Genomic DNA, 22,767 nt, shown 5'->3' with positions numbered 1-22,767 from the left:
TTAGATACTTAATTCATAAGATATGGAAAGCATATAACTTTGCCGCCGGACCGGCTACCCGGGCAGCGATCGTCCGAGTCCGGTTCCGCCTTTCGATGGATGCCGCGTCGGGATCCACACATAAGCTGGCGACGTGCACCGTTCTCCACTCACACCCGTCTTCGCCGCACTGCAGGTGGGCCTGCATGTGCTGATGACGGTGCTGGCGATGGTCGTGGTGGTGCGGGCCCTGGTCCCTTCCGACGAGGGGCCGAGCCATCCGGTGCCGGTGGTCGTGCTGGTGGTGTCGTTCCTGATCGTCTACTTCGCGGGCGGGCTGTTACGCGGGCGGCCGGTGGCGGCGCGAGTGTGGCTGGCGGGACTCACGGCGCTGTGGCTGGCTCTGGTCGTGCTGGTGCCGGATGCGGGGTATCTCGTATTCGGGCTGTTCATCCTGTACCTGCATCTGTTGCCACGTTGGTGGGGACTGGCGGCGGTGGTCGCGGCAACGGTGGTGTCGGTGCTGGGTTTCGGACTGCATCAGGGCTGGTCGGTGGCGATCGTCGCCGGGCCGATGCTGGGCGCGATGGTCGCGGTCGCGATCGGTCTCGGATATCAGGCGCTGTATCGGGAGGCGGCCGACCGGCAGCGGCTGATCGACGAATTGCTCTCCACCCGAGCCACGCTCGCCGAGCAGGAGCGGACCGCCGGCAAGCTCGCCGAACGGGAGCGATTGGCACAGGAGATCCACGACACCGTGGCGCAGGGGCTGTCCAGTATCCAGTTGCTGCTGCACGCCGCCGAGCGCGCGGCTCCCGATCATCCCGCGCTGCAGCAGATTCGGCTCGCCCGCGACACCGCCGCCGACAATCTCGTCGAGACCCGGCAGCTCATCGGGGACCTCACGCCCGCGGTGCTGGAGGGGCAGTCGCTCAGCGATGCGCTCGAGCGGATCGCGCTGCGTGCCGAGGGGCCGGGCCTGAGCGCCCGCACCGTGGTCGAGGGCACCCCGATGCGGTTGCCGATGCCGGTGGAGGCCGCCCTGGTCCGGGTGGCGCAGGGTGCGGTGTCGAATGTGGTCCGGCACGCGCGTGCGGATCGGATGCGGATCACGCTCACCTACGGCGACGACGCCGTGCACCTGGACGTGGTCGACGACGGGGTGGGGATAGATCCGGCGGTGTTCGGGCGCGGCACCTTCGGGCTCAATGCCATGCGCAGCCGGGTGGAACAGCAGGGCGGCACGATGGATGTCGAATCCGAGCCGGGACATACGGCGGTCGCGGTGTCGTTCCCGCTGCACGAGACGAGTGCGGAGGGGCTCGTGTCGGACGAGCCCCGGCCCGAGGGGCCGGCCTCCCGGGACCCGGAAATCATTGCCGTCGAGCAGCTGTCGCGTGAGGAGCGTTCGTGATCCGGTTACTGCTCGCCGATGATCACGCCATCGTGCGCGCCGGTCTGCGGGCGCTGCTGGATTCCGGTGCGGACATCACGGTGGCCGGTGAGGCGGCGACCGCGGAGGAAGCGGTGGCCTTCTGCAGCACCACGCCCGTCGATCTGGTGCTGATGGATCTGCGGTTCGGTCCCGGCAGGTCCGGAGTGGACGCGACGCTGGCCCTGCGCGCACTGCCCGATCCGCCGAACGTCCTGGTGGTGACCAACTACGACACCGACGCCGACATCCTCGGCGCCATCGAGGCCGGGGCCTGTGGATACATCCTCAAGGACACCCCGCCCGCGGAACTGCTGGCGGCGGTGCGCGGTGCCGCCGCGGGTGACAGCGTCCTGTCACCGTCGGTGGCATCGCGCCTGATGACCCGCGTCCGCAAACCGGACACCACACTGAGTGCCCGGGAGATCGAGGTGCTGCGCCTGGTCGCCGACGGTCATTCCAACCGCGAGATCGGCAGGCAGCTGTTCCTCAGCGAGACGACGGTGAAATCGCATCTGGTGCACATCTATTCGAAACTGGGCGTGAAGTCCCGGACCTCCGCGGTGGCGCGGGCCCGCGAACGCGGCGCCATCTGAGCTCAGCGGTGGGTGCGGGCAGCCCGGTTCGCCGGGCCGGCGCTCCGATCGTGAACCGCTCGATGTGTGCCATGACGATCAACCTGCACCTTCCACCGGGTGTCGGGTCAAGTCGTAGCCGTGATTCGGGTGTCCGGGCTTCTAGGCTGGGCGCATGCCTTCCATCACCGATCCCGAAGTGCGTGAATTCCTCTCGGCCGGCACCCGTACCGGCAAACTCGCCATCGTCGCCTCCGATGGGCGGCCGGTCGTGAATCCGGTGTGGTTCATCGTCGACGGTGACGAACTGGTCTTCAATACGGGCAGGACCACCGCCAAGGGCAAGGCGATCGCACGCGATCCGCGGGTATCGATCTGCGTGGATCTGCAGCAGCAGCCCTATGCCTACTTCCAGGTTCAGGGCATCGCGACGATTTCCGAGGATCCGGCCGAACTGCTGCGCACCGCCACCGCCATCGCGGCACGTTATATGGGACCGGAACGCGCCGAGGAGTTCGGCCGCCGCAATGCGGTGCCGGGGGAGCTGGTGGTTCGCGTCCGTCCCGTCAAGATCCTGGGCGGACTGAACATGACGGGGTAGGCGCTCCCTACACTCGCCCCATGACCGTGCATTTCATCGGAGCGGGCCCCGGGGCTGCGGATCTGCTGACCCTGCGAGCCGTGCGGCTGCTGCGGGAATCGCCGGTGTGCCTGTACGCGGGGACCTATCTGGATCCCGAGGTGCTGGGCAACTGCGCGCCGGACGCGGAGTTGATCGATACCCAGGGACTGGATCTCGACGAGATCGTGGCGCACTGTGCCCGCGCTGATGCCGAGGGCAGAGATGTGGCGCGATTGTGCTCGGGTGATCCGTCGATCTATTCGGCGCTGACCGAGCAGACGCGGCGGCTCGACGAGCGCGGAATCGCGTGGGATGTGACGCCGGGAGTGCCGGCCTACGCGGCGGCGGCCGCGGTACTCGGCAGTGAGCTGACCGTGCCGGAGGTGGCGCAGTCGGTGGTGCTGACCCGGACCCGGGCGCGATCGACCGCGATGCCCGAATCGGAGGCGCTGGAGAATTTCGCGCGCACCCGGGCGAGTCTGGTGCTGCACCTGGCGATCACGAGGATCCGGGAGCTCGCGGCCGAACTGTCGGCCGAGTACGGGGCAGACTGCCCGGCGGTGGTGGTCTATCGCGCGAGCCAGCCGCGCCAGCAGGTGCTGCGCGCGACACTGGCCGATATCGCCGATCGAGTCGAGGCGGCGGGGTTGCGCCAGGCAGCGGTGGTCCTGGTGGGCCGGGCGCTCACACCGGCGCTCGACTGTGCGCAGTCACATCTCTACGACCCGAACCGGGACCGGAATCCGGTGTCCGGATCGGGCTCCTGACACTGGGAAACGCTCGCTCGATCGGTCCGGCTGTGGTCGCGGTAACCCCCACCGGTCGTAATGCCTTGAAGCTATGAGGCTTCTTGGGTCATTGTCGGTAGCGGGCGGTAGATTGGTTCGGTGTTCATCAGCGAATCGCGAGACGAGGCCGATCCGTGGTCGGCGGATGTGGTCGGGCCCATGTAACAAGATCGGGCCGATGGACGGATAGGTCCTGTGAACATTTTTGTCTGATTGCAATCGAAGTGAGCCCCGAACGCGGCGCCACGCTCGGATGAGGTGAGCGTCGCTATCGGTGTGTGTGCCATCGGGGAGCGCTGCGTGGCGTTCCGGAAGTGAGGTTACGGGTTGGACCGGCTGGATTTCGGCGGCAACGGCGAAGCTGGCGGCGAGGCGACGCCCGCGGCAAGCTCGGGGGACGGGCTGTTCCCGCTGTCGCCCGCGCAACTCGGAATCTGGTATGCCCAGCATCTGGATCCGCAGGTGCCGATCACGATCGCCCAGTACGTCGATCTGCCCGGTGAAGTCGATGTCGAAACCCTGATCCGGGCCAGCCTGGACGCATCGCACGAGCTGGGCTCGGGCTTCATGCGGATGGCCGAGGTCGACGGCGAGCCATGGCAGTACGTCGATCACGCCCTGGGCGGTATCGAACATGTCGACCTGCGCGACGCCGAGGATCCGGAGGCCGCCGCCCACGCGTGGATGCGCGCCGACTACAGCGCCACCCTGAACATGCTCACCGACCGGCTGGTTCGCTCGGTCGCGTTGCAGCTCGCCGACGACCACTGGTTCTGGTATTCGCGAGCCCACCACATCGCGCTCGACGGCTTCGGCGCGATGAACACCCAGACCCGGATCGCGGAGCTCTACACCGCCTACCGCGCCGGTGTGGAGCCGTCGCCGAACAAGGCTTCGGATCTGCGGGCGCTGGTCGAACTCGAACTCGCCTACCGCGACAGCACCCGCTTCGCCACCGACAAGCAGTACTGGGCCGAACGGGTGGCGGGTCTGGAGGAGGGCTCCAGCCTCGCCGGCCGCCAGGCCCCTCCGGCGCCACTGAACGGTGTGGTCGGTGCGGAGCTGTCCGACGACCACAACGATCTGCTGACCGAGGCGGTCGATCGGCACGACTCGTCTCCGGCGGCGTTGCTGATCGCGGGTTTCGCCGCGTATCTGGCGCAGTGGACGGGAACCGAGGACGTGATCCTCAGTCTGCCCGTGACCGCGCGCACCACCGCCGTCATGCGCCGCTCCGGCGGCGTCACCTCCAACATCGTGCCGCTGCGCCTGCACGTCGGCTACGAGACCACGGTGGCCGAACTGGTGAAGGCCGTGCAGCTCGAGGTGTCGGGTGCGCTGCGGCATCAGCGCTACCGGCACGAGGACATCCGCCGCGACAGTGCCGCGGCGAGTATGGCGGCCGGCACCGGTGACGGTGTCGTGACCACCGAATTCTTCGGGCCCTGGGTCAACATCATGTTGTTCCAGGACGAGCTGGTGCTCGGGCAGGTACCCGGACGGGTGCATGTGCTCTCGACCGGTTCGATCGAGGATCTGGGCGTCAACTTCTACCGGTCCGAGGGCGGAGCGCGGTCCCGGATCGACTTCGAGACCAACCCCAACCTGTACTCCGAAGACGAAGCACAGCAACATCATTCGCGTTTCTTCGAATTCTTCGAATCGTTCCTGCGGGCCGGTGCGCAGGATCGGCCCTGGACGATGCCGATCACCACCGCCGAGGAACTGAACACTTCGGTCGTCGGCTGGAACTCCGCCGCGCACGAGGTCACGGACACGACGCTGCCGGCACTGCTGGACGCGGCGATCCGGCGGACCCCCGACCGGACCGCGGTGGAATTCGACGGCGAGGCGCTGACCTACGCCGAATTCGGCGCCCGGGTGAACCGCCTGGCGCGTTATCTGGTCGACGACGGTGTCGGGCCGGAATCGCTTGTCGCGCTGGGGATGCGGCGTTCGCTGGATCTGGTCGTCGGTATGCACGCGGTGTTGAAGGCCGGTGGCGCCTACGTGCCGATCGACCCGGATCATCCGGCCGAGCGCACCTTCTACATCCTCGACAGTGCCCGGCCCGTCTGTGTGCTCACCACCGCTGCGGACGAGGTGGAACTGCCGGAATCGGTGCGGCGGCTGCAGATCGACACCCTCGACACCTCCGGCTACTCGGAGGCGCCCCTCACCGCCGCCGAGCGGAAGGGGCGGCTGGTACCGGCCAATACGGCCTACGTGATCTACACCTCCGGGTCGACCGGTCGGCCCAAGGGCGTGACGGTCACCCATCGCGCGATCGTCAACCAGCAGCTGTGGATGCTGAACGAGTACGGCCTGACCGAATCCGATGTGTATCTGCAGAAGACGGCGACCACCTTCGACGTGTCGCTGTGGGGCTACTTCCTGCCGCTGATGGTGGGTGCGAAGCTCGTCGTGGCCGATCCGGACGGTCATCGCGATCCGGTGTACGTCGCGGACATGATCGAGCGGCACGCGGTCACCGTCACCGACTTCGTCCCGTCGATGCTGACGGTCTTCGCCTCGCACGCCGCCGCCGGGCGATGTGATTCGCTGCGAGCGGTTTTCGTGATCGGCGAGGCGTTGCCGCCGGAGACCGCCGCGATGTTCCGCGCGATCAACCCGCGGGCCGGGCTGCACAATCTGTACGGCCCCACCGAGGCGGCGGTATCGGTCACCCACTGGGAGGCCACCGCCGCCGACACCACGATCGTGCCGATCGGTGTTCCCGAGTGGAATGTCGATGTCTATGTACTGGATTCGCGGTTGCGGCCGGTCGCCGTCGGTGCACCGGGTGAGCTGTATCTCGCCGGTCGGCAGCTGGCTCGCGGTTATCGCGGCCGCGCCGATCTGACCGCCGACCGCTTCGTGGCGAATCCGTTCGCCGCGAGCACTCCCGGGGAACGGATGTATCGCACCGGCGACCTGGTGCGCTGGGGCCGCCGCCCCGACGGAACGGGTGTGCTCGAGTACATCGGCCGCAGCGACTTCCAGGTCAAATTCCGCGGGCAGCGAATCGAACTCGGCGAGATCGAGGCGGATCTGCTGGCGCACCCGGCGGTGAGCCAGGCCGTGGCACTGGTGGCCGACACCGCCACCGGCCAGCAGCTGGTGGCGTATGTCGTTCCCGTACCCGGACATTCGGTGAACCCCGCGGATCTGACCGCCTTCGTCGCCGAGAAGTTGCCCAGCTACATGGTGCCGGCCGCGATCGTGCCGCTGGATGCCCTTCCGCTCAACACTTCCGGCAAGCTGGATCGAAAAGCTCTGCCGGAACCGGTCTTCGGTACGGATGCCGCGGGCTTCACCGCGCCGCGGACCCAGTCCGAGGAGATCGTCGCCGGAATCTTCGCCGATGTCCTCGGCCAGGATCGAATCGGCATCCACGACAACTTCTTCGAGCTGGGCGGCAATTCGCTCGTAGCGACCCAGCTGGTCTCCCGGATCACGGCGGCGTTCGGCATCCAGCTGGGTGTGCGCTCGCTGTTCGAGGCGCCGACGGTGGCGGGTCTGGCCGCCCGTGCGGAATCGGCGGCCGCCGAAGGACGCGCGGAGGAGACGTCGCGTCCGCCGCTGGTCGCCCAGCAGTTGCCGGACCGGGTACCGCTGTCGCTCGCGCAGCAGCGGATGTGGTTCATCAACCAGTTCGACCCCAGCGCGCCGACCTACAACCTGCCGTTCGTGGTGCGGTTGCGTGGTGCGGTGGAGGCGTCGGCGCTGTGGCCGGCGCTCAAAGACGTGATCGTGCGGCAGGAGTCGCTGCGCACCATCTTCCCCGAATCCGGGGAGGGCGGTTATCAGCAGGTGGTACCCGCTGCCGACCTCGGCCTGGTGGCCGCGGTGGTGCGGATCGAGGAAGACGAGATGAACTCGGTGCTGGCCGAGTTCGCCGCGACCGGGTTCGATGTGACCTCGGAGCTGCCGATCCGGCTCCGGGTGTACCAGCTCGCCGACGACGATTTCGCCATCGCCTTCGTGGTGCATCACATCGCCGCGGACGGTTTCTCGTTCGGTCCCCTGGCCCGCGACGTGGTCGCGGCGTACCTGGCGCGCGCGGCGGGTCAGAAGCCGGCCTGGACGCCGTTGCCGGTGCAGTACACCGACTTCAGCGTCTGGCAGCGCGAATTGCTCGGCTCGGAATCGGATCCCGATTCGATGGCCGCCCGCCAGATCGCCTACTGGCGACAGGCTCTCGCGGGTCTGCCCGATCAGCTGGATCTGCCCACCGATCGCCCGCGCCCGCCGGTGCAGACCTTCCGCGGTAGCCGGGTCGCGTTCGACATCGACGCCGAACTGCATGCGCGGCTCGTGCACTTGGCTCGTGTCCAGGGCGTTTCACTGTTCATGGTGATGCACGGTGCGCTGGCGGTGTTGCTGGCGCGGTTGTCGGGCACCACCGACATCGCCATCGGCGCGCCGATCGCCGGGCGTGGTGAGCAGGCGCTCGACGATCTCATCGGCATGTTCGTCAACACCCTGGTGCTGCGCTCGGAGGTCGACGGAGGCGAGTCGTTCACCGACCTGCTCGCGCGCACCCGGGAAACCGATCTGTCGGCCTTCGCCCACGCCGACGTTCCGTTCGAGCGGCTGGTCGATGCGCTGAGCCCGGCCCGGTCGCAGGCCCGGCATCCGCTGTTCCAGGTGATGCTGTCGTTCCAGGAACTGGCACACGTCGGGATGGAGATGCCCGGCCTGACCGTGTCGGCATCGGAACTCGATGTCGACATCGCCAAGTTCGATCTGCAGTGGACGCTGACCGAGCGGCACGGCGTCGGCGGCGAGTACGCGGGTGTGTCCGCGGTGATCTCCTTCGCCACCGATCTGTTCGACCACGACACCGTCGCCGAGTTCGGGCAGCGCTATCTTCGCGTGCTCGAGTCGGTGGTCGCCGATCCGCGGGTCGCGGTGGGCGGCATCGAACTGCTGGACGCCGACGAACGCACGCGCGCACTCGATACCTGGAATGCGACGACGCATCGCGTCGACGAGGACGCCACGCTGGCATCGATGTTCGAAGCCCAGGTGGTCCGCACGCCGGACGCGCCCGCGGTCGGCTTCGAGGGGACAGCTCTGTCCTACGCGGAGTTCGCCGCTCGGGTCCATCGCCTCGCACGTCATCTGATCGAGCGGGGTGTCGGGCCGGATACGGCGGTCGTCCTCGGGATGCGACGCTCGATCGATCTGGTCGTCGGCATCTACGCGGTCACCGTGGCGGGCGGATCGTATGTGCCGCTCGATCCCGACCATCCGATCGAACGCAGCCGATACGTCCTCGATACGGCGACACCGGTGTGTGTGCTCACCACCGCGGCGGAGGCCGGCTTCGTCGAGGAGTTGTCCTCGGCGACGGCGGCGGGCGATATCGTCCGGATCGACGAGATCGACCTGTCGGCCTATTCGGATGAACCGGTCACCGACTCGGATCGCGTTGCGCCGCTGCGCAGTTCGCATATCGCGTACGTGATCTTCACCTCGGGCTCGACGGGCCGCCCGAAGGGGGTCGCGGTCAGCCACAAATCCGTGGTGAACCGCCTGGTGTGGATGCAGGCCGAATACGGCCTCGACGAAACCGATGTGGTTCTGCAGAAGACGCCGGCGACCTTCGACGTGTCGGTGTGGGAGTTCTTCTGGCCGTTGCAGACCGGCGCGCGACTGTTCGTGGCACGGCCGGAGGGGCATCGCGATCCCGCCTATCTCGTCGATGTCATCGGCGACGAAAAGGTCACCACCGCCCACTTCGTGCCGTCCATGCTGTCGGTGTTCGTGGCGGAGCTGGGCGCGGCGCCGAGTGCCTACGACGAGCCGGCACTCCCGTCACTGCGCCGGGTGTTCGCCTCGGGTGAGGCGTTGCCCGCCGTCACCGCGCAGAATCTCATCGCGCTGACGCGTGCCGAGTTGCACAACCTCTACGGCCCGACCGAGGCGGCCGTCGATGTGACCTATCACGCGGTCACCGAGGCCGATTCGGTGTCCGTGCCGATCGGTGCACCGGTGTTCAACACCCGGGTGTACGTGCTGGATGCCCGGCTGCGGCCGGTTCCGGTGGGTGTCGCGGGTGAGCTGTATCTGGCGGGCGTCCAGCTGGCGCGCAACTATGTGGCCCGGCCGGATCTGACCGCCGAGCGGTTCGTCGCCGACCCATTCGGTACCGGGGAGCGTCTGTACCGGACCGGCGACCTGGTGAAGTGGACCGCGGCGGGCGAGCTCGTCTACATCGGCCGCACCGACTTCCAGGTCAAGCTGCGCGGTCTGCGGATCGAGCTCGGCGAGATCGAATCCGTACTGAACGCAATGGATTCCGTGCGCCAAGCGGTGGTCGTGGTGCGCTCCGATTCGCGGCTCGGCGACCAGCTCGTCGGGTATCTGGTCGTGACTGCCGATCGGTTCGATCTCGAGGTGGTGCGGGCCGAGCTGGCCGAGGCACTGCCCGCGTACATGGTGCCGTCGGCCTTCGTGATGCTCGACGAGCTCCCGGTCAACGCCTCCGGCAAACTCGACCGCAAGGCGTTGCCCGCCCCGGTTTTCGAGGTACGGAAGTTCCGGGCGCCGGCCACGCCGATCGAGGAGATCATCGCCCAGATCTTCGGCGAGGTGCTCGGGCTGCCGAGGGTCGGAGCCGACGACGACTTCTTCGATCTCGGCGGTAACTCGCTGATCGCCACGCAGGTCGCCGCCCGAGTCGGCGATGCGCTCGACACCCGCGTACCGGTGCGGATGTTGTTCGAGGCCAGCACCGTCACCGGGTTGGCCGCCCGGGTCGAATCACATGTCGGCGACGGTGGGCGCAAAGCCCTGACCGCCCGGGAGCGGCCGAACGAGATTCCGCTCTCGCCGGCCCAGCAGCGCATGTGGTTCCTGAACCGGTTCGACGCGGAGTCGGCCGCCTACAACGTGCCGGTCGCGGTGCGGCTGTCGGGCGAGCTCGACATCCCGGCGCTCCAGGTCGCCATGATCGATGTGATCGACCGGCACGAATCGCTGCGCACGGTCTTCCCGGAGACCAGCCGCGGCCCGGTGCAGGTGGTCCTCGACGCCGCGCGCATCGTGCCCGATCTGACCCCGGTTCCGGTCACCGAGGGCACGCTGATCTCCGAGCTCGTCAACCTCGCATCGGTGTCCTTCGACGTGACCAGCGAGGTCCCGTTGCACGCCCAGCTCTTCGAGCTGAGCGAGACCGAGTTCGTCCTGTGCATGGTCGTGCACCACATCTCCGCCGACGGGTGGTCGATGGGGCCGCTGGCCCGGGACGTGATGGTCGCCTACGCCGCCCGCACGCTGTGGGAGGTGCCGGTGTGGGCGCCGCTACCCGTGCAGTACGCGGATTTCGCGTTGTGGCAGCGCGAATTGCTGGGTGACGAGGCGGACCGGGAGTCACTGGCGCACCGGCAGGTCGCCTATTGGCAGAAGGCGCTGGCCGGGCTGCCCGATCAGCTGGATCTGCCGGCCGATCGGCCGCGTCCGGTGGTGCAGTCGTTCGTCGGTGGCAAGGTTCTGCTGGACATCGACGCGCAGACGCATCGCGCGTTGATGGATCTGGCGCGTGAGCGCAACGCGACCCTGTTCATGGTCGTGCACACCGCGTACGCGGTGTTGCTGTCGCGCTTGTCGGGCGCCGACGACATCGCGGTCGGTACGCCGGTCGCGGGCCGTGGTGAGAACGTACTCGACGATCTGGTCGGAATGTTCGTGAACACCTTGGTATTCCGGACCGAGATCGATCGCGACGAGCCCTTCAGCAGTTTGCTGGCCCGCCAGCGCGAGACCGACATCCAGGCGTTCGCCAACGCCGATGTCCCGTTCGAGCGGTTGGTCGAGGTACTGAACCCGGTGCGGTCCACCGCCCGGCATCCGCTGTTCCAGGTGGGCCTGTCGTTCCAGAACCTGGCCGAGTCGAATCTGGAACTGCCCGGCCTCTCGGTGTCGCGCGTCGACTTCGACACCGAATTGTCGCAGTTCGACCTGCACCTGATCGTCACCGATCGCTACGACGACGCCGGCGAGCCCGAGGGGATCTCCGGTTACATCACCTACGCGACCGATCTGTTCGACGCCCCCACGGTGCAGGACTTCATCGATCGATTCGTGCGATTGCTCGGCGAACTGATCGCCGATCCGAGCACGCCGGTCGGCGATGTCGGCATCCTCGCCGCCGCCGAACGTTCGCAATTGATCTCCGGGCGCAACGCCACGGCCCGTTCCGTGGACACGACCGCGACCCTGGCCTCGCTGCTCGACGCCGCCGCGGCCGCGCACCCGGACGCGGTCGCCCTCGTCGCCGCGGACGGCACCCGAATCACCTACGCCGAGTTGGACAGCCGGGTGAACCGGTTGGCACGGCATCTGATCGCCCTGGGGGCCGGGCCGGAGAAACGCGTCGCGCTGGCGATGCGCCGTTCGGTGGATCTGATCGTCGCGATGTACGCGGTGACCCGGGCCGGCGGTGTGTATGTGCCGCTGGATCCCGACCAGCCCGCCGAGCGCACCGGTTACATCCTGTCGGCCGCGGCGCCGATGTGCGTGCTGACCACCGCCGATGCCGATTTCACCACCGACACCGCAGCGGTGCTGTCGCTGGACGAACTGGCCCTCGACGACCTCGACGCCGGGCCGGTGACCGATGCGGACCGCATCGCCGCGCTGCGTCCGGAGCACACCGCGTACGTCATCTTCACCTCGGGCTCCACCGGCCGGCCCAAGGGGGTCGCCGTCTCACACGGTGCCATCGCCAACCAATTGCAGTACCAGACCGCGGAATTCGGCCTGAACTCCGCGGACGCGGTCCTGCTGAAGACCGCCGCGACATTCGACCTGTCGGTGTGGGAATTCTGGTCCGCGGCGGTATCGGGCGCGCGCCTGGTGATCGCCGAACCCGACGGGCACCGTGATCCGTCGTATCTGAACGATCTGATCCGCCGGGAGAGTGTGACCACGCTGCACGTGGTCCCGTCCATGCTCGACGCGCTGCTGTCGGATGGCCTGCCGGGCTCACTACGCCAGGTACTGGCGATCGGTGAGGCGCTGCCGGGTGCGGTCGCGCAGCGGCTGCTGAGCACCTGCCCGCGCACGGAACTGTTCAACCTCTACGGCCCGACCGAGGCCGCGGTCTCGGTCACCACCCACCGCGTGGAGGCCGTCGATCAGGGTGCGGTCCCCATCGGTGTGCCGCAATGGAATTCCCAGGTGTACGTCCTGGACTCGCGGTTGCGGCCGGTTCCCGACGGTGTCGTGGGTGAGCTCCATCTCGCGGGCGCTCAGCTGGCGCGGGGCTATTTCGGACGATCGGATCTGACCGCCGAACGCTTCGTCGCCGACCCCTTCACGCCCGGTGCGCGCATGTACCGCACCGGCGACCTGGTCACCTGGCGGGCGGTCCGGGACGTCCGGGGCGGGACCCGCCCGGTACTCGATTACCGGGGCCGCAGCGACTTCCAGGTCAAGATCCGTGGTTTCCGCATCGAACTCGGTGAGATCGAAGCCGCGCTGCAGACACTGCCCGATATCGCGCAGGCCGCGGTGGCGGTCAAATCCGATGCGAGCATCGGTGAACGCCTCGTCGGCTATCTGGTGAGCGCCGACGGTGAGATCGACACCAGCCGGGTACAAGCCGATCTCGGTGACGCGCTCCCGTCGTATATGGTGCCGTCGTCCTACGTCGTCCTGGACGCGTTGCCGCTGAACGTCAACGGCAAACTCGACCGGAAAGCCTTGCCGGACCCGGAATTCGAGGCACAGGTCTATCGCGCGCCGCGCACGCCGATCGAGGAGATCGTGGCCGGCGTCTTCGCCGAGGTGCTCGGCGTCGAGCGCGTGGGCGTCGACGACGACTTCTTCGCGCTGGGTGGTAACTCGCTGCTGGCCACTCAGGTCACCGCGCGCATCGGCGCCGCGCTGGACGCGCGGGTGCCGGTGCGGCTGCTGTTCGAGGCCTCGACGGTCGCCGGGCTGGCCGTCCGGATGGAACGGCAGGCCGGAACCGGCGGCCGCCAGCCGCTGGTGACGCGGTCGCGCCCGGAGCTGGTGCCACTGTCGCTGGCACAGCAACGGATGTGGTTCCTCAATCAGTTCGACACCGCCTCGGCGGCCTACAACATCCCGGTCGCCGTCCGGATGACCGGTGCGCTCGACATCGCGGCACTGCAGCAGGCGGTCGCGGACCTCATCGGCCGGCACGAAACACTGCGGACGGTCTACCCGGAACGCGACGGGCGCGCGCACCAGGTGATCCTGCCCGTCGAACAGGTGGTGCCGGACCTCACCCCGATCCCGATTCCGCACACCGAGATGCGGCAGCGCATCGCCGGTCTGGCAGCCGTCGGCTTCGATGTCAGCGCCGAAGTTCCGGTGCGCGCCAGGCTGTTCCAGCTCGCCGAGGGCGAATACGTCCTGGTGTTCGTCGCGCACCACATCGGTGCCGACGGCTGGTCGATGGGACCGCTGACGCGCGACGTGACGGTGGCCTACGTTTCGCGTGCCGCCGGAATGGACCCGGGCTGGACACCGCTGCCGGTGCAGTACGCCGACTACGCGATGTGGCAGCGAGAGATGCTCGGTGACGAGGACGACCGATCCTCGGTGGCCGGCAAGCAGCTGACCTACTGGACCTATGAACTCGCCGATCTGCCCGGTGAACTGAATCTTCCGGCCGACCGGCCGCGTCCGACCATGCAGTCGTTCGAGGGCGGCAAGACCGGTTTCGTCATCGACGCGCAGACCCAGGCCGCCCTGGCCGAACTGGCGCGCTCGCACAACGCGACCCTGTTCATGGTGGCGCACACCGCGCTGGCGGTCTTCCTGGCACGGATGTCCGGGGCCGACGACATCGCGATCGGCACTCCGATCGCTGGGCGCGGCGAGGCCGAACTCGATGATCTCATCGGCATGTTCGTCAACACCCTCGTGCTGCGGACCCGAGTACGCCCCGAATCGACGTTCACCGAATTGCTCGCCGCGAACCGGGATACCGACCTGCGTGCCTTCGCCAACGCGGACATCCCGTTCGAGCGGCTGGTCGAGGTGCTGAATCCGGAGCGGTCCGCGAGCCGGCATCCGCTGTTCCAGATCGCGCTGTCATTCGAGAATCTGGCCGACTCCAGCTTCGAGATGCCCGGCCTGACGTTCACCTCCCTCGATCCCGAAGCCGATGTCGCCAAGTTCGATCTCCAGCTGAACCTGCGCGAATTGTCCGACGCGGACGGCGTTTCCACCGGTATCGCCGGTGAATTCACCTATGCGCGTGACCTTTTCGACGAGGAGACCGTCGCGGAGTTCGGCCGTCGCTTCGTGCGGCTGCTGACGGCGGTGGTAGCGGAAGCCGACCGCGGTATCGGCGATCTGCCGCTGCTCGACGACCTCGAATACGCCGATCTCACCACTCGCAGTGGTGGTTCCGCCGAACCCGAGGGCACCCTGCCGGAGTTGCTGGCGGGTGCGGTGGCCGCCAACACCGATGGTGTCGCGCTCGTCGCGGACGGTCGCGCCTACACCTATGCCGAACTCGACGAGGCGTCCAACCGGCTGGCACGTGCGCTGATCGCCCGGGGTGCGCGTACCGAGGTACCGGTCGCGGTGGCACTGCGGCGCTCGTGGAATTCGGTGCTGGCACTGTGGGCAGTGGCGAAGACCGGTGCGGTGCTGGTGCCGATCGATCCCAATTACCCCTCGGACCGCATCGCGCACCTGATCACGGACTCCGGTGCGGCATTCGGTCTGACCCTCGACGCCGAGCTCGCACAGCTTCCGGTGCTGTCCGGTGGCGAGTGGTTCGCGTTGGACACGGCGGAGTTCGCGGACGAACTCGCGACGCTGTCGGCCGCCGCCGTCACCGATGCTCATCGGTCGGCGCCGCTGCGCGCGGCGAATGCCGCGTACATGATCTACACCTCCGGTTCGACCGGTCTGCCCAAGGGCGTGGTGGTGAGCCATCGGGGTCTGCGGAATTTCAGCGAAGCGCAGGTGGCCCGGTACGGGCTCGACACCTCAACGCGCGCACTGGCATTCGCGTCGCCGTCCTTCGACGCTTCGATGCTCGAACTGCTGCTGGCCATCGGTCGTGGTGGTACTCAGGTCCTGGTGCCCCCGCTCACTTTCGGCGGCGACGAGCTGGCCGAGCTGATGCGATCGCAGGGGGTCACCCATGCCTTCCTGACACCGCTGGTCGTGGCCTCGTTGAATCCGGATACGTTGCCGCTGCTGCGGGCGGTGATCGTCGGCGGTGAGGCCGTTCCGGCGGAGCTGGTCGCTCGATGGGCCGGCGCGGGCCGGATGTTCTTCGATGTCTACGGCCCGACCGAGACGACGATCGTGACGAATATCGGCGATCCGCTGGCCGCCGACGATCCGGTGACCATCGGTGGTCCGGTGCACGGGGTGCGGGCCCTCGTCCTGGACGATCGGCTCCGCCCGGTGCCCGAAGGCGTGGCCGGCGAGTTGTACATCGGTGGAATTCAGCTGGCGCGCGGTTATCACGCCCGCAACGACCTGACCGCCGCCCGGTTCGTGGCCGATCCGTACGGGCCCGCGGGGGAGCGGCTGTACCGCACCGGTGACGTGGTGCGGTGGCGGGGTATGCGGCTGGAATACGTGGGCCGCAACGACTTCCAGGTGAAGGTGCGTGGTCTTCGCATCGAGCTCGGTGAGATCGACGCCGCGCTCACGGCACAGCCGGGAATCGAGTTCGCGGTCACCATCGGTCGCGAAGCCGATTCCGGCGCAACGGTTCTGGTGTCCTATGTGGTTCCGGCCGCCGGTGCGGCGCCCGATGCCGCCGCGCTGACCGATGAACTGGCGCGACAGCTGCCCGACTACATGGTGCCCACCGCCATCGTCGTGCTGGACCAGGTCCCGCTGTCTCCGTCGGGCAAGCTCGACCGTAAGGCCCTGCCGGAGCCGGACCTGGCGCCGCGGGAATTCCGGGCGCCGGTCGGTGTGCAGGAATCGACCATCGCCGAGGTCTTCGCCGATGTGCTCGGTATGGACCGGATCGGTGTCGACGACGACTTCTTCGCCCTCGGCGGCGACAGCATCCTGTCCATTCAGCTGGTTTCCCGGGCCAAGGCCCGCGGTGTGACATTCACCCCCCGGGATGTCTTCGAGCGGCGGACCGTCGGTGCGCTCGCCGAGGTCGCCTCGGTCGGATCCGCCGGCGACCAGCCGACATTGACGGAACTGCCGGGCGGCGGTGTCGGTTCCGTCCCGCTCACGCCGGTGCTGGCACAGTTCCTGGCCTCAGGTGTGTCGAAGGCGTCCTACGGACGGTTCTCGCAGTCGCTGACATTGCGGCTGCCGGCCGGGATCGACAGGGCGACACTGGTTGCGACGATCGCGGCCGTCTACGACCACCATGATGTGCTCCGGGCCGCACTGCGTCACGACGAGGCCGGCGCTCCCGTATTCGAGACCCTGGCTCCCGGTGCGGTCGACGTCGGCGCGCTGGTGCGTCGAGTGGAGGTCGCCGCCGATATCGACGATGCGGAGCTGTCCCGTATCGCCCTCGCGGAGGCGGACGCGGCATTGGACCGCCTCGATCCCGAGCGCGCGGTGATGGCGCAGTTCGTGTGGTTCAGCTTCGGGGCGTCGGGCCGCCCGGATGTCCTGCTCATCGCCGCGCATCACTTCGTCATCGACGGCGTGTCCTGGCGCATCATCATCCCGGATCTGGCCATTGCCTGGTCTCAGCTGGCCGCGGGCCAAGAGGTCGCGTTGGCGGCGGTCGGCACGTCGATGCGGCGCTGGGCCCACGGTCTGGCCGATGCCGCCGCGGCGCCCGAGCGGGTCGCGGAATTGCCGTACTGGCAACGGATTTCGGCGGCGCCGGATCCGTTGCTGAGTACCCGGGTCTTCGATCCGGCGCAGGACACCCAGAGCACCGTCGACCGCGTCGAGGTCGTCGTCTCCGCCGAGGTCACCGACGCGGTGCTGGCCACCCTGCCCGCGCGGTTCCGCGGTGGACCCAACGACGGTCTGCTCTCGGCGCTGGCGCTGGCCGTCTCGTCCTGGCGTGGCGACGACACCGCTGCGCAGACCTTGATCAAGCTCGAAGGACACGGTCGCGAGGAGAACGTGGTTCCGGGCGCGGATCTGGCGCGGACCATCGGCTGGTTCACGGCGGTGTATCCGGTGCTGCTGGATCTCGGCGGCGCAGACCTGTCGGAGGCGTTCGCCGGTGGTCCGATTCTCGGCGCCGTCGTCAAGTCGGTGAAGGAGCAGCTGCTCGCGGTACCCGACAAGGGACTGGGCTACGGCCTGCTTCGCTATCTGAACGCCGAGACCGGCGCGGAGCTGCCGGCGGCGGTGCCGGGCCAGATCAGCTTCAACTATCTGGGCCGGTTGTCGGTCGGTGACGTTCCGGATGAACTCGCCGACATCGGCTGGGTGCCGTGCGAGGACCTCGGCCGCGTCGACGCCGACATGAACGCGCAGATGCCGGCCAACGCGGCGCTCGACATCAACGCGATCGTCACCGACGGTGCCGGTGGCCCGCAGTTGAACACCGTCTTCGGATTCCCGTCCGGACTGTTCACCCGCGCGCAGGTCCAGAAGCTCGCCGATCTGTGGGTCGACGCGCTGACGGCCCTCGCCGATTACGTCCGGCGCCCGGGCAGCGGCGGTTTCACCCCCTCGGATATGGCGCTGGTCCGGGTCGGGCAATCCGATATCGAGATGTGGGAGCGCCGGTACCCGGCGCTGACGGAGGTCTGGCCGCTCTCCCCGCTGCAGGCGGGTCTGTTCTTCCACGCGCAGTTCGTCCAGGACGACGTGGACGTGTACACGATTCAGGCCGTGCTGGAACTGTCCGGTGATCTGGATCGTGCGCGCCTGCACGATGCCGCGATCGCGATGATCGGCCGGTATCCCAATCTGCGGACCGCCTTCGTCACCGATTCCGCGGGACAGCCCGTACAGATCGCGCTCGACCATGTCGAGGTGCCGTGGCGTGAGCTGGATCTGCGCCAGGAATCCGACAGTCGCGCCGCGCTGCGGCGGCGACTGGCCGAGGATCAGGCCACCCGTTTCGATCTGGCGACGCCGCCGCTGGCCCGCTTCACCCTGGTTCGTACCGGTGATGTCGAGTGGCATCTGGCGATCACCACTCATCACATCCTGGTGGATGGCTGGTCCACGCCACTGCTGCTGCGTGATCTCCTGGTGCTCTACGCCGCCCGGAGCGAGCAGTCCGCGCTGCCGCGGCCGGTGTCGTACCGCAACGTGCTCGAGTGGTTGCACCAGCAGGACCGCGAAGCCTCACTGCGCGCGTGGGCCGATGCGCTGGGCGACATCGAGGAGCCGACCCAGCTGGCACCCGCCACGCGTGGGCGGCAGGGCTCCGAAATCGCGCGGGTCACCACCGAGTTGGACGCCGAGCAGACCCGCCGGATCACCACCCGGGCCGCCGAACTGGGCGTCACGATGAACACCCTGCTCCAGGCGGCATGGGGCATCCTGCTGGGCAGGCTCGTCGGACGCGACGACGTCGTCTTCGGTACCACGGTCTCCGGGCGCCCGGCGGATCTGCCCGGCGTCGAGTCGATGGTCGGCCTTTTCATCAACACCGTGCCGGTGCGCGTTCACATCGACGACCGGTCCACCGGCGGCGCGATGCTGAGCGCGTTGCAGAACGCGCAGGCGGGCCTGCTCGAACATCACTATCTGGGATTGACCGATATCCAGCGTGCCGCCGGACCGGCTGCGGAATTCGACACCCTGCTGGTCTTCGAGTCCTATCCGGTCGACAAGGAAGCGCTCGCCGCGACCAGCTCGATCGACGGCATGTCGGTGGCCGGTGCGACGATCAACGACAACACGCACTACCCGCTGACCCTGGTGGTGATGGCCGAGGACACCATCGAGCTGTCGCTGCGATACCAGACCGGCCTGTTCGACGCCGATCAGATCACGGCCCTGTCCGCCCGGCTGCTACGAGTACTCGACGCGATAGTCGACACGCCGGATCAGCGCGTCGGTGCGATCGACATCCTGATCGACGAGGCGGAGCGCGCCGAACTGCTCGGGCGCACCGGCGGTCCCGTGGTCCCGCCGCGGACGTTGCCGGAACTGATGCGGATCGCCGTCGCGGCCAACCCGGACGGCCAGGCGGTCGTCGCCGATGGCCGTGCGCTCACCTACGCCGAATTGAACTCTGCCGCAGCACGATTGGCGCGATCGCTCGTGGAACGCGGCGTCGGCCCCGAGACTGTCGTGGCCGTCGCGGTGCCGCGCTCGATCGAGTCGGTGCTGGCCGTATGGGCCGTCACGCAGGCGGGAGCGGCCTTCCTGCCGGTCGATCCGGCCTATCCGGCCGACCGGATCGCGCACATGGTCACCGATTCCGGTGCCCGGCTGGGTATCACGCTCGCGGCCGAGGCCGATGCGCTCCCGGCGCTGCCGGACGGCGATTGGCTGGTGCTGGATGATCCGGCGTTCGCCGCCGAGGTCGACGCGCAGGACGGCACGACCCTCGATGATGCCGACCGCCGGGCCGCGCTGCGCCCCGAGCATGCCGCCTATGTCATCTACACCTCGGGTTCCACCGGTCTGCCCAAGGGCGTGCTGGTGACCCATGCCGGTCTGGCCAACTTCAGCGCCGAGCAGGTGCGCCGGTACGGCCTGGGTATCGATACCCGGGCGCTGGCGTTCGCCTCCCCGTCGTTCGACGCGTCGGTCCTGGAGCTGCTGCTGGCCATCGGTTCGGCGGGCGCCCTGGTCGTGGTGCCGCCGGGGAACTACGGTGGTGCGGAGCTCGGCGAGCTGATCGCCCGTGAACGGGTCACCGTCGGCCTGATCACGCCGTCGGTACTGGCCTCGCTGGATCCGGCCGACCTGGCCGGTATGCGGGTCATCATCGCCGGTGGTGAAGCGGTCTCGGCGGATCTGGTCGCCAAATGGTCCGTGGCCGAGAATGTTTCGGCGGTACGCCGATTCCACAACGCCTACGGTCCGACCGAGGCGACGATCGCGACCAACATCAGCGGTCCGCTGGCCGCCGGAGAACGGATCACCATCGGTGGCCCGATTCACGGCATGCGCGCACTGGTGCTCGACGACCGGTTGCGGCCGGTGCCCGAGGGCGTCGTCGGCGAGCTCTATGTCGGCGGAATCCAGCTGGCGCGTGGATATCTCGCGCGACCGGCGCTGACCGCGGCACGATTCGTCGCCGATCCGTACGGTGGGACGGGCGAGCGGCTCTACCGCACCGGTGACGTGGTGCGCTGGCAGCGCGACGCCTCGGGTGCGCCCGCGGTGGAATATGTGGGCCGCAACGACTTCCAGGTCAAGATTCGCGGATTCCGCATCGAACTGGGTGAAATCGACGCCGCCCTGACCGCGCAGCCGGATATCGACTTCGCCGTCACCATCGGGCACCGGCTCGAGGTCGGTTCGTCGGTGCTGGTGTCCTATGTGCGGCCGGTGGCCGGCCGGACCCTCGACGTGGACGCGGTGTCGGCCCGGCTGGCCGACCGGCTTCCGGCCTACATGGTGCCGACCGCGATCACGGTGCTCGACGAGATTCCGCTGACCCCCGGTGGCAAGCTGGATCGCCGGGCGCTGCCCGCTCCGGAGCTGGCCGCGCGCGAATTCCGCGCGCCGTCCAACCCGGTCGAGGAACTGGTCGCGAACATCTTCGCCGAGGTGCTCGGCCTCGACCGCGTGGGTGCCGACGACGATTTCTTCGCGCTCGGTGGCAACTCGCTGATCGCCACGCAGGTCGCGGCCCGGCTCGGCGCCGCGTTGGACACCCAGGTCGGTGTGCGTGCGTTGTTCGAGGCCGGAACGGTCTCGGGTCTGGCGGCCCGGGTGGAATCTGTTGCGGGACAGGGTGGCCGGGCGCCGCTGGTGCCGCAGGAACGCGGTGAGCTGGTGCCGCTGTCGCTGGCTCAGCAGCGGATGTGGTTCCTGAACCGATTCGACAACCGCAGCGCGGTCGACAACATTCCGCTCGCGGTCCGGTTGACCGGAGCGCTCGATCTCGCTGCCCTCAACGCGGCGATGACCGATGTACTCGCCCGCCACGAATCGCTGCGTACCGTCTATCCCGAGGTCGACGGAGTCGGTCATCAGCGGGTACTGCCGGTGCGGGAGGTCGTCTTCGAGCTGGCACCCGAATCGGTCACCGCCGCGGAACTTCCGCTCCGGGTGCTCGAACTGGCAGGTTCGTCCTTCGACGTGACCCATGAGCCGCCGTTCCGGGCGCAGCTGTTCCGGCTCGACGAACACGACCATGTGGTCGTGCTGGTGCTGCACCACATCTCCGGCGACGGCTTCTCGATGAATCCGCTGGTGCGCGATGTGGTGGTCGCCTACACCGAGCGCAGCGCCGGTGTGGTCCCGGGCTGGGAGCCGCTGCCGGTGCAGTACGCGGACTACGCGCTGTGGCAGCGTGCGGTGCTCGGTGCCGAGAACGATCCGAAATCGCTGATCTCCCAGCAGGTCTCGTTCTGGACGGACGCTCTGCGCGGAGTGCCCGAGCAGTTGGATCTGCCCTCCGATCGGCCGCGTCCGGCCGTCGCTTCGGGCCGGGGCGCGGTGTACGCGTTCGATATCGGTGCCGATGTCCAGGCCAATCTCGACGAGTTGGCGCACGGTCAGGGCGCGACCCTGTTCATGGTCGTGCACGCCGCGCTCGCGGCGTTGCTGGCGCGGTTGAGCGGTGAGTCCGACATCGCGATCGGTACGCCGGTCGCCGGTCGTGGCGAGCAGGTCCTCGACGATCTGGTCGGCATGTTCGTCAACACCCTGGTCCTGCGGACCGAGGTCGATCCCGCCGCCACCTTCACCGAACTCGTGCAGTCGGTCCGTACCGGCGACATCGCCGCATTCGGTCATACCGATCTGCCGTTCGAGCGGCTGGTCGAGATCCTGAATCCGCAACGGTCGCAGGCGCGTAATCCGCTGTTCCAGGTGATGCTGTCGCTGCAGAACACACGTGCGCTCGAGCTCGAGCTGCCGGGGTTGTCGGTCACCGGATTCGAGCTTCCGGTCGAGATGTCGAAGTTCGACCTGTCGGTGGAGTTGGTCGAGCGGACGCGCACGGACGCGGACGGCACCGTCGTTCCGGACGGTATCGGTGCTCGATTCATCTACGCCACCGATCTTTTCGACGCCGAGACCATCGAGCGGTTCGGTCGCTGGTTCGTGCGGCTGCTGAAGGCGGTCACCGCCCGCCGGCGCGGGCCGTTGCCGAAGGGGCGCGGGGCCCTGCCCGAGCGGGCGATCGGCGACATCCCACTGCTGGATGCCGCCGAGGCGGCGCATCAGCTGCGCGACTTCAACGGTGCCGTGCGACCGCTTCCCGCGGATTCGACGGTGCTCGACGTCTTCGCCGCGCAGGTGCGGAGCACTCCGGACGCGGTCGCGGTCGTGGACGCG

Annotated in this window: 5 protein-coding genes (1 of these 5 cut by a window edge); all 5 read left to right on the top strand. The window is 68.2% G+C overall.

Annotated elements, in window-relative coordinates:
* Positions 1–133 precede the first annotated feature (133 nt).
* Positions 134–1,393 carry a sensor histidine kinase gene (locus AB0L57_RS28785; RefSeq protein WP_364968650.1) on the top strand — a complete coding sequence of 420 codons (1,260 nt, stop codon included), beginning with the start codon at positions 134–136 and terminating at the stop codon, positions 1,391–1,393.
* A complete protein-coding gene (locus AB0L57_RS28780) occupies positions 1,390–2,007 on the top strand; it encodes a response regulator transcription factor (protein WP_364968647.1) in 618 nt (205 codons plus the stop codon). Before AB0L57_RS28785 ends, AB0L57_RS28780 begins: the two co-directional genes overlap by 4 nt.
* A 154-nt stretch (positions 2,008–2,161) precedes the next feature.
* Positions 2,162–2,587 carry a PPOX class F420-dependent oxidoreductase gene (locus AB0L57_RS28775; RefSeq protein ID WP_364968644.1) on the top strand — a complete coding sequence of 142 codons (426 nt, stop codon included), beginning with the start codon at positions 2,162–2,164 and terminating at the stop codon, positions 2,585–2,587.
* A gap of 20 nt (positions 2,588–2,607) precedes the next feature.
* Entirely contained in the window at positions 2,608–3,375 is a 768-nt protein-coding gene (cobM, locus tag AB0L57_RS28770) for a precorrin-4 C(11)-methyltransferase (protein ID WP_364968642.1), read from the top strand.
* Positions 3,376–3,723: 348 nt separating this feature from the next.
* Positions 3,724–22,767, top strand: part of the annotated coding region (locus AB0L57_RS28765; RefSeq protein ID WP_364968639.1) for a non-ribosomal peptide synthase/polyketide synthase (this coding region is incomplete at its 3' end). 18,188 nt of the annotated region lie beyond the right edge of the window; 19,044 of its 37,232 annotated nt are in view.

The sequence above is a fragment of the Nocardia sp. NPDC052254 genome (genome assembly GCF_040679495.1).
Lineage (GTDB): Bacteria > Actinomycetota > Actinomycetes > Mycobacteriales > Mycobacteriaceae > Nocardia.
Note: the sequence above shows the minus strand (reverse complement) of the source record. Positions and strands in the feature narration are given on the sequence as shown.

Bases quoted from the DNA above. Each gene is read 5' to 3' on its own strand.
- cobM (WP_364968642.1), top strand. From the start codon at position 2,608: ATGACCGTGCATTTCATCGGAGCGGGCCCCGGGGCTGCGGATCTGCTG.
- AB0L57_RS28775 (WP_364968644.1), top strand. From the start codon at position 2,162: ATGCCTTCCATCACCGATCCCGAAGTGCGTGAATTCCTCTCGGCCGGC.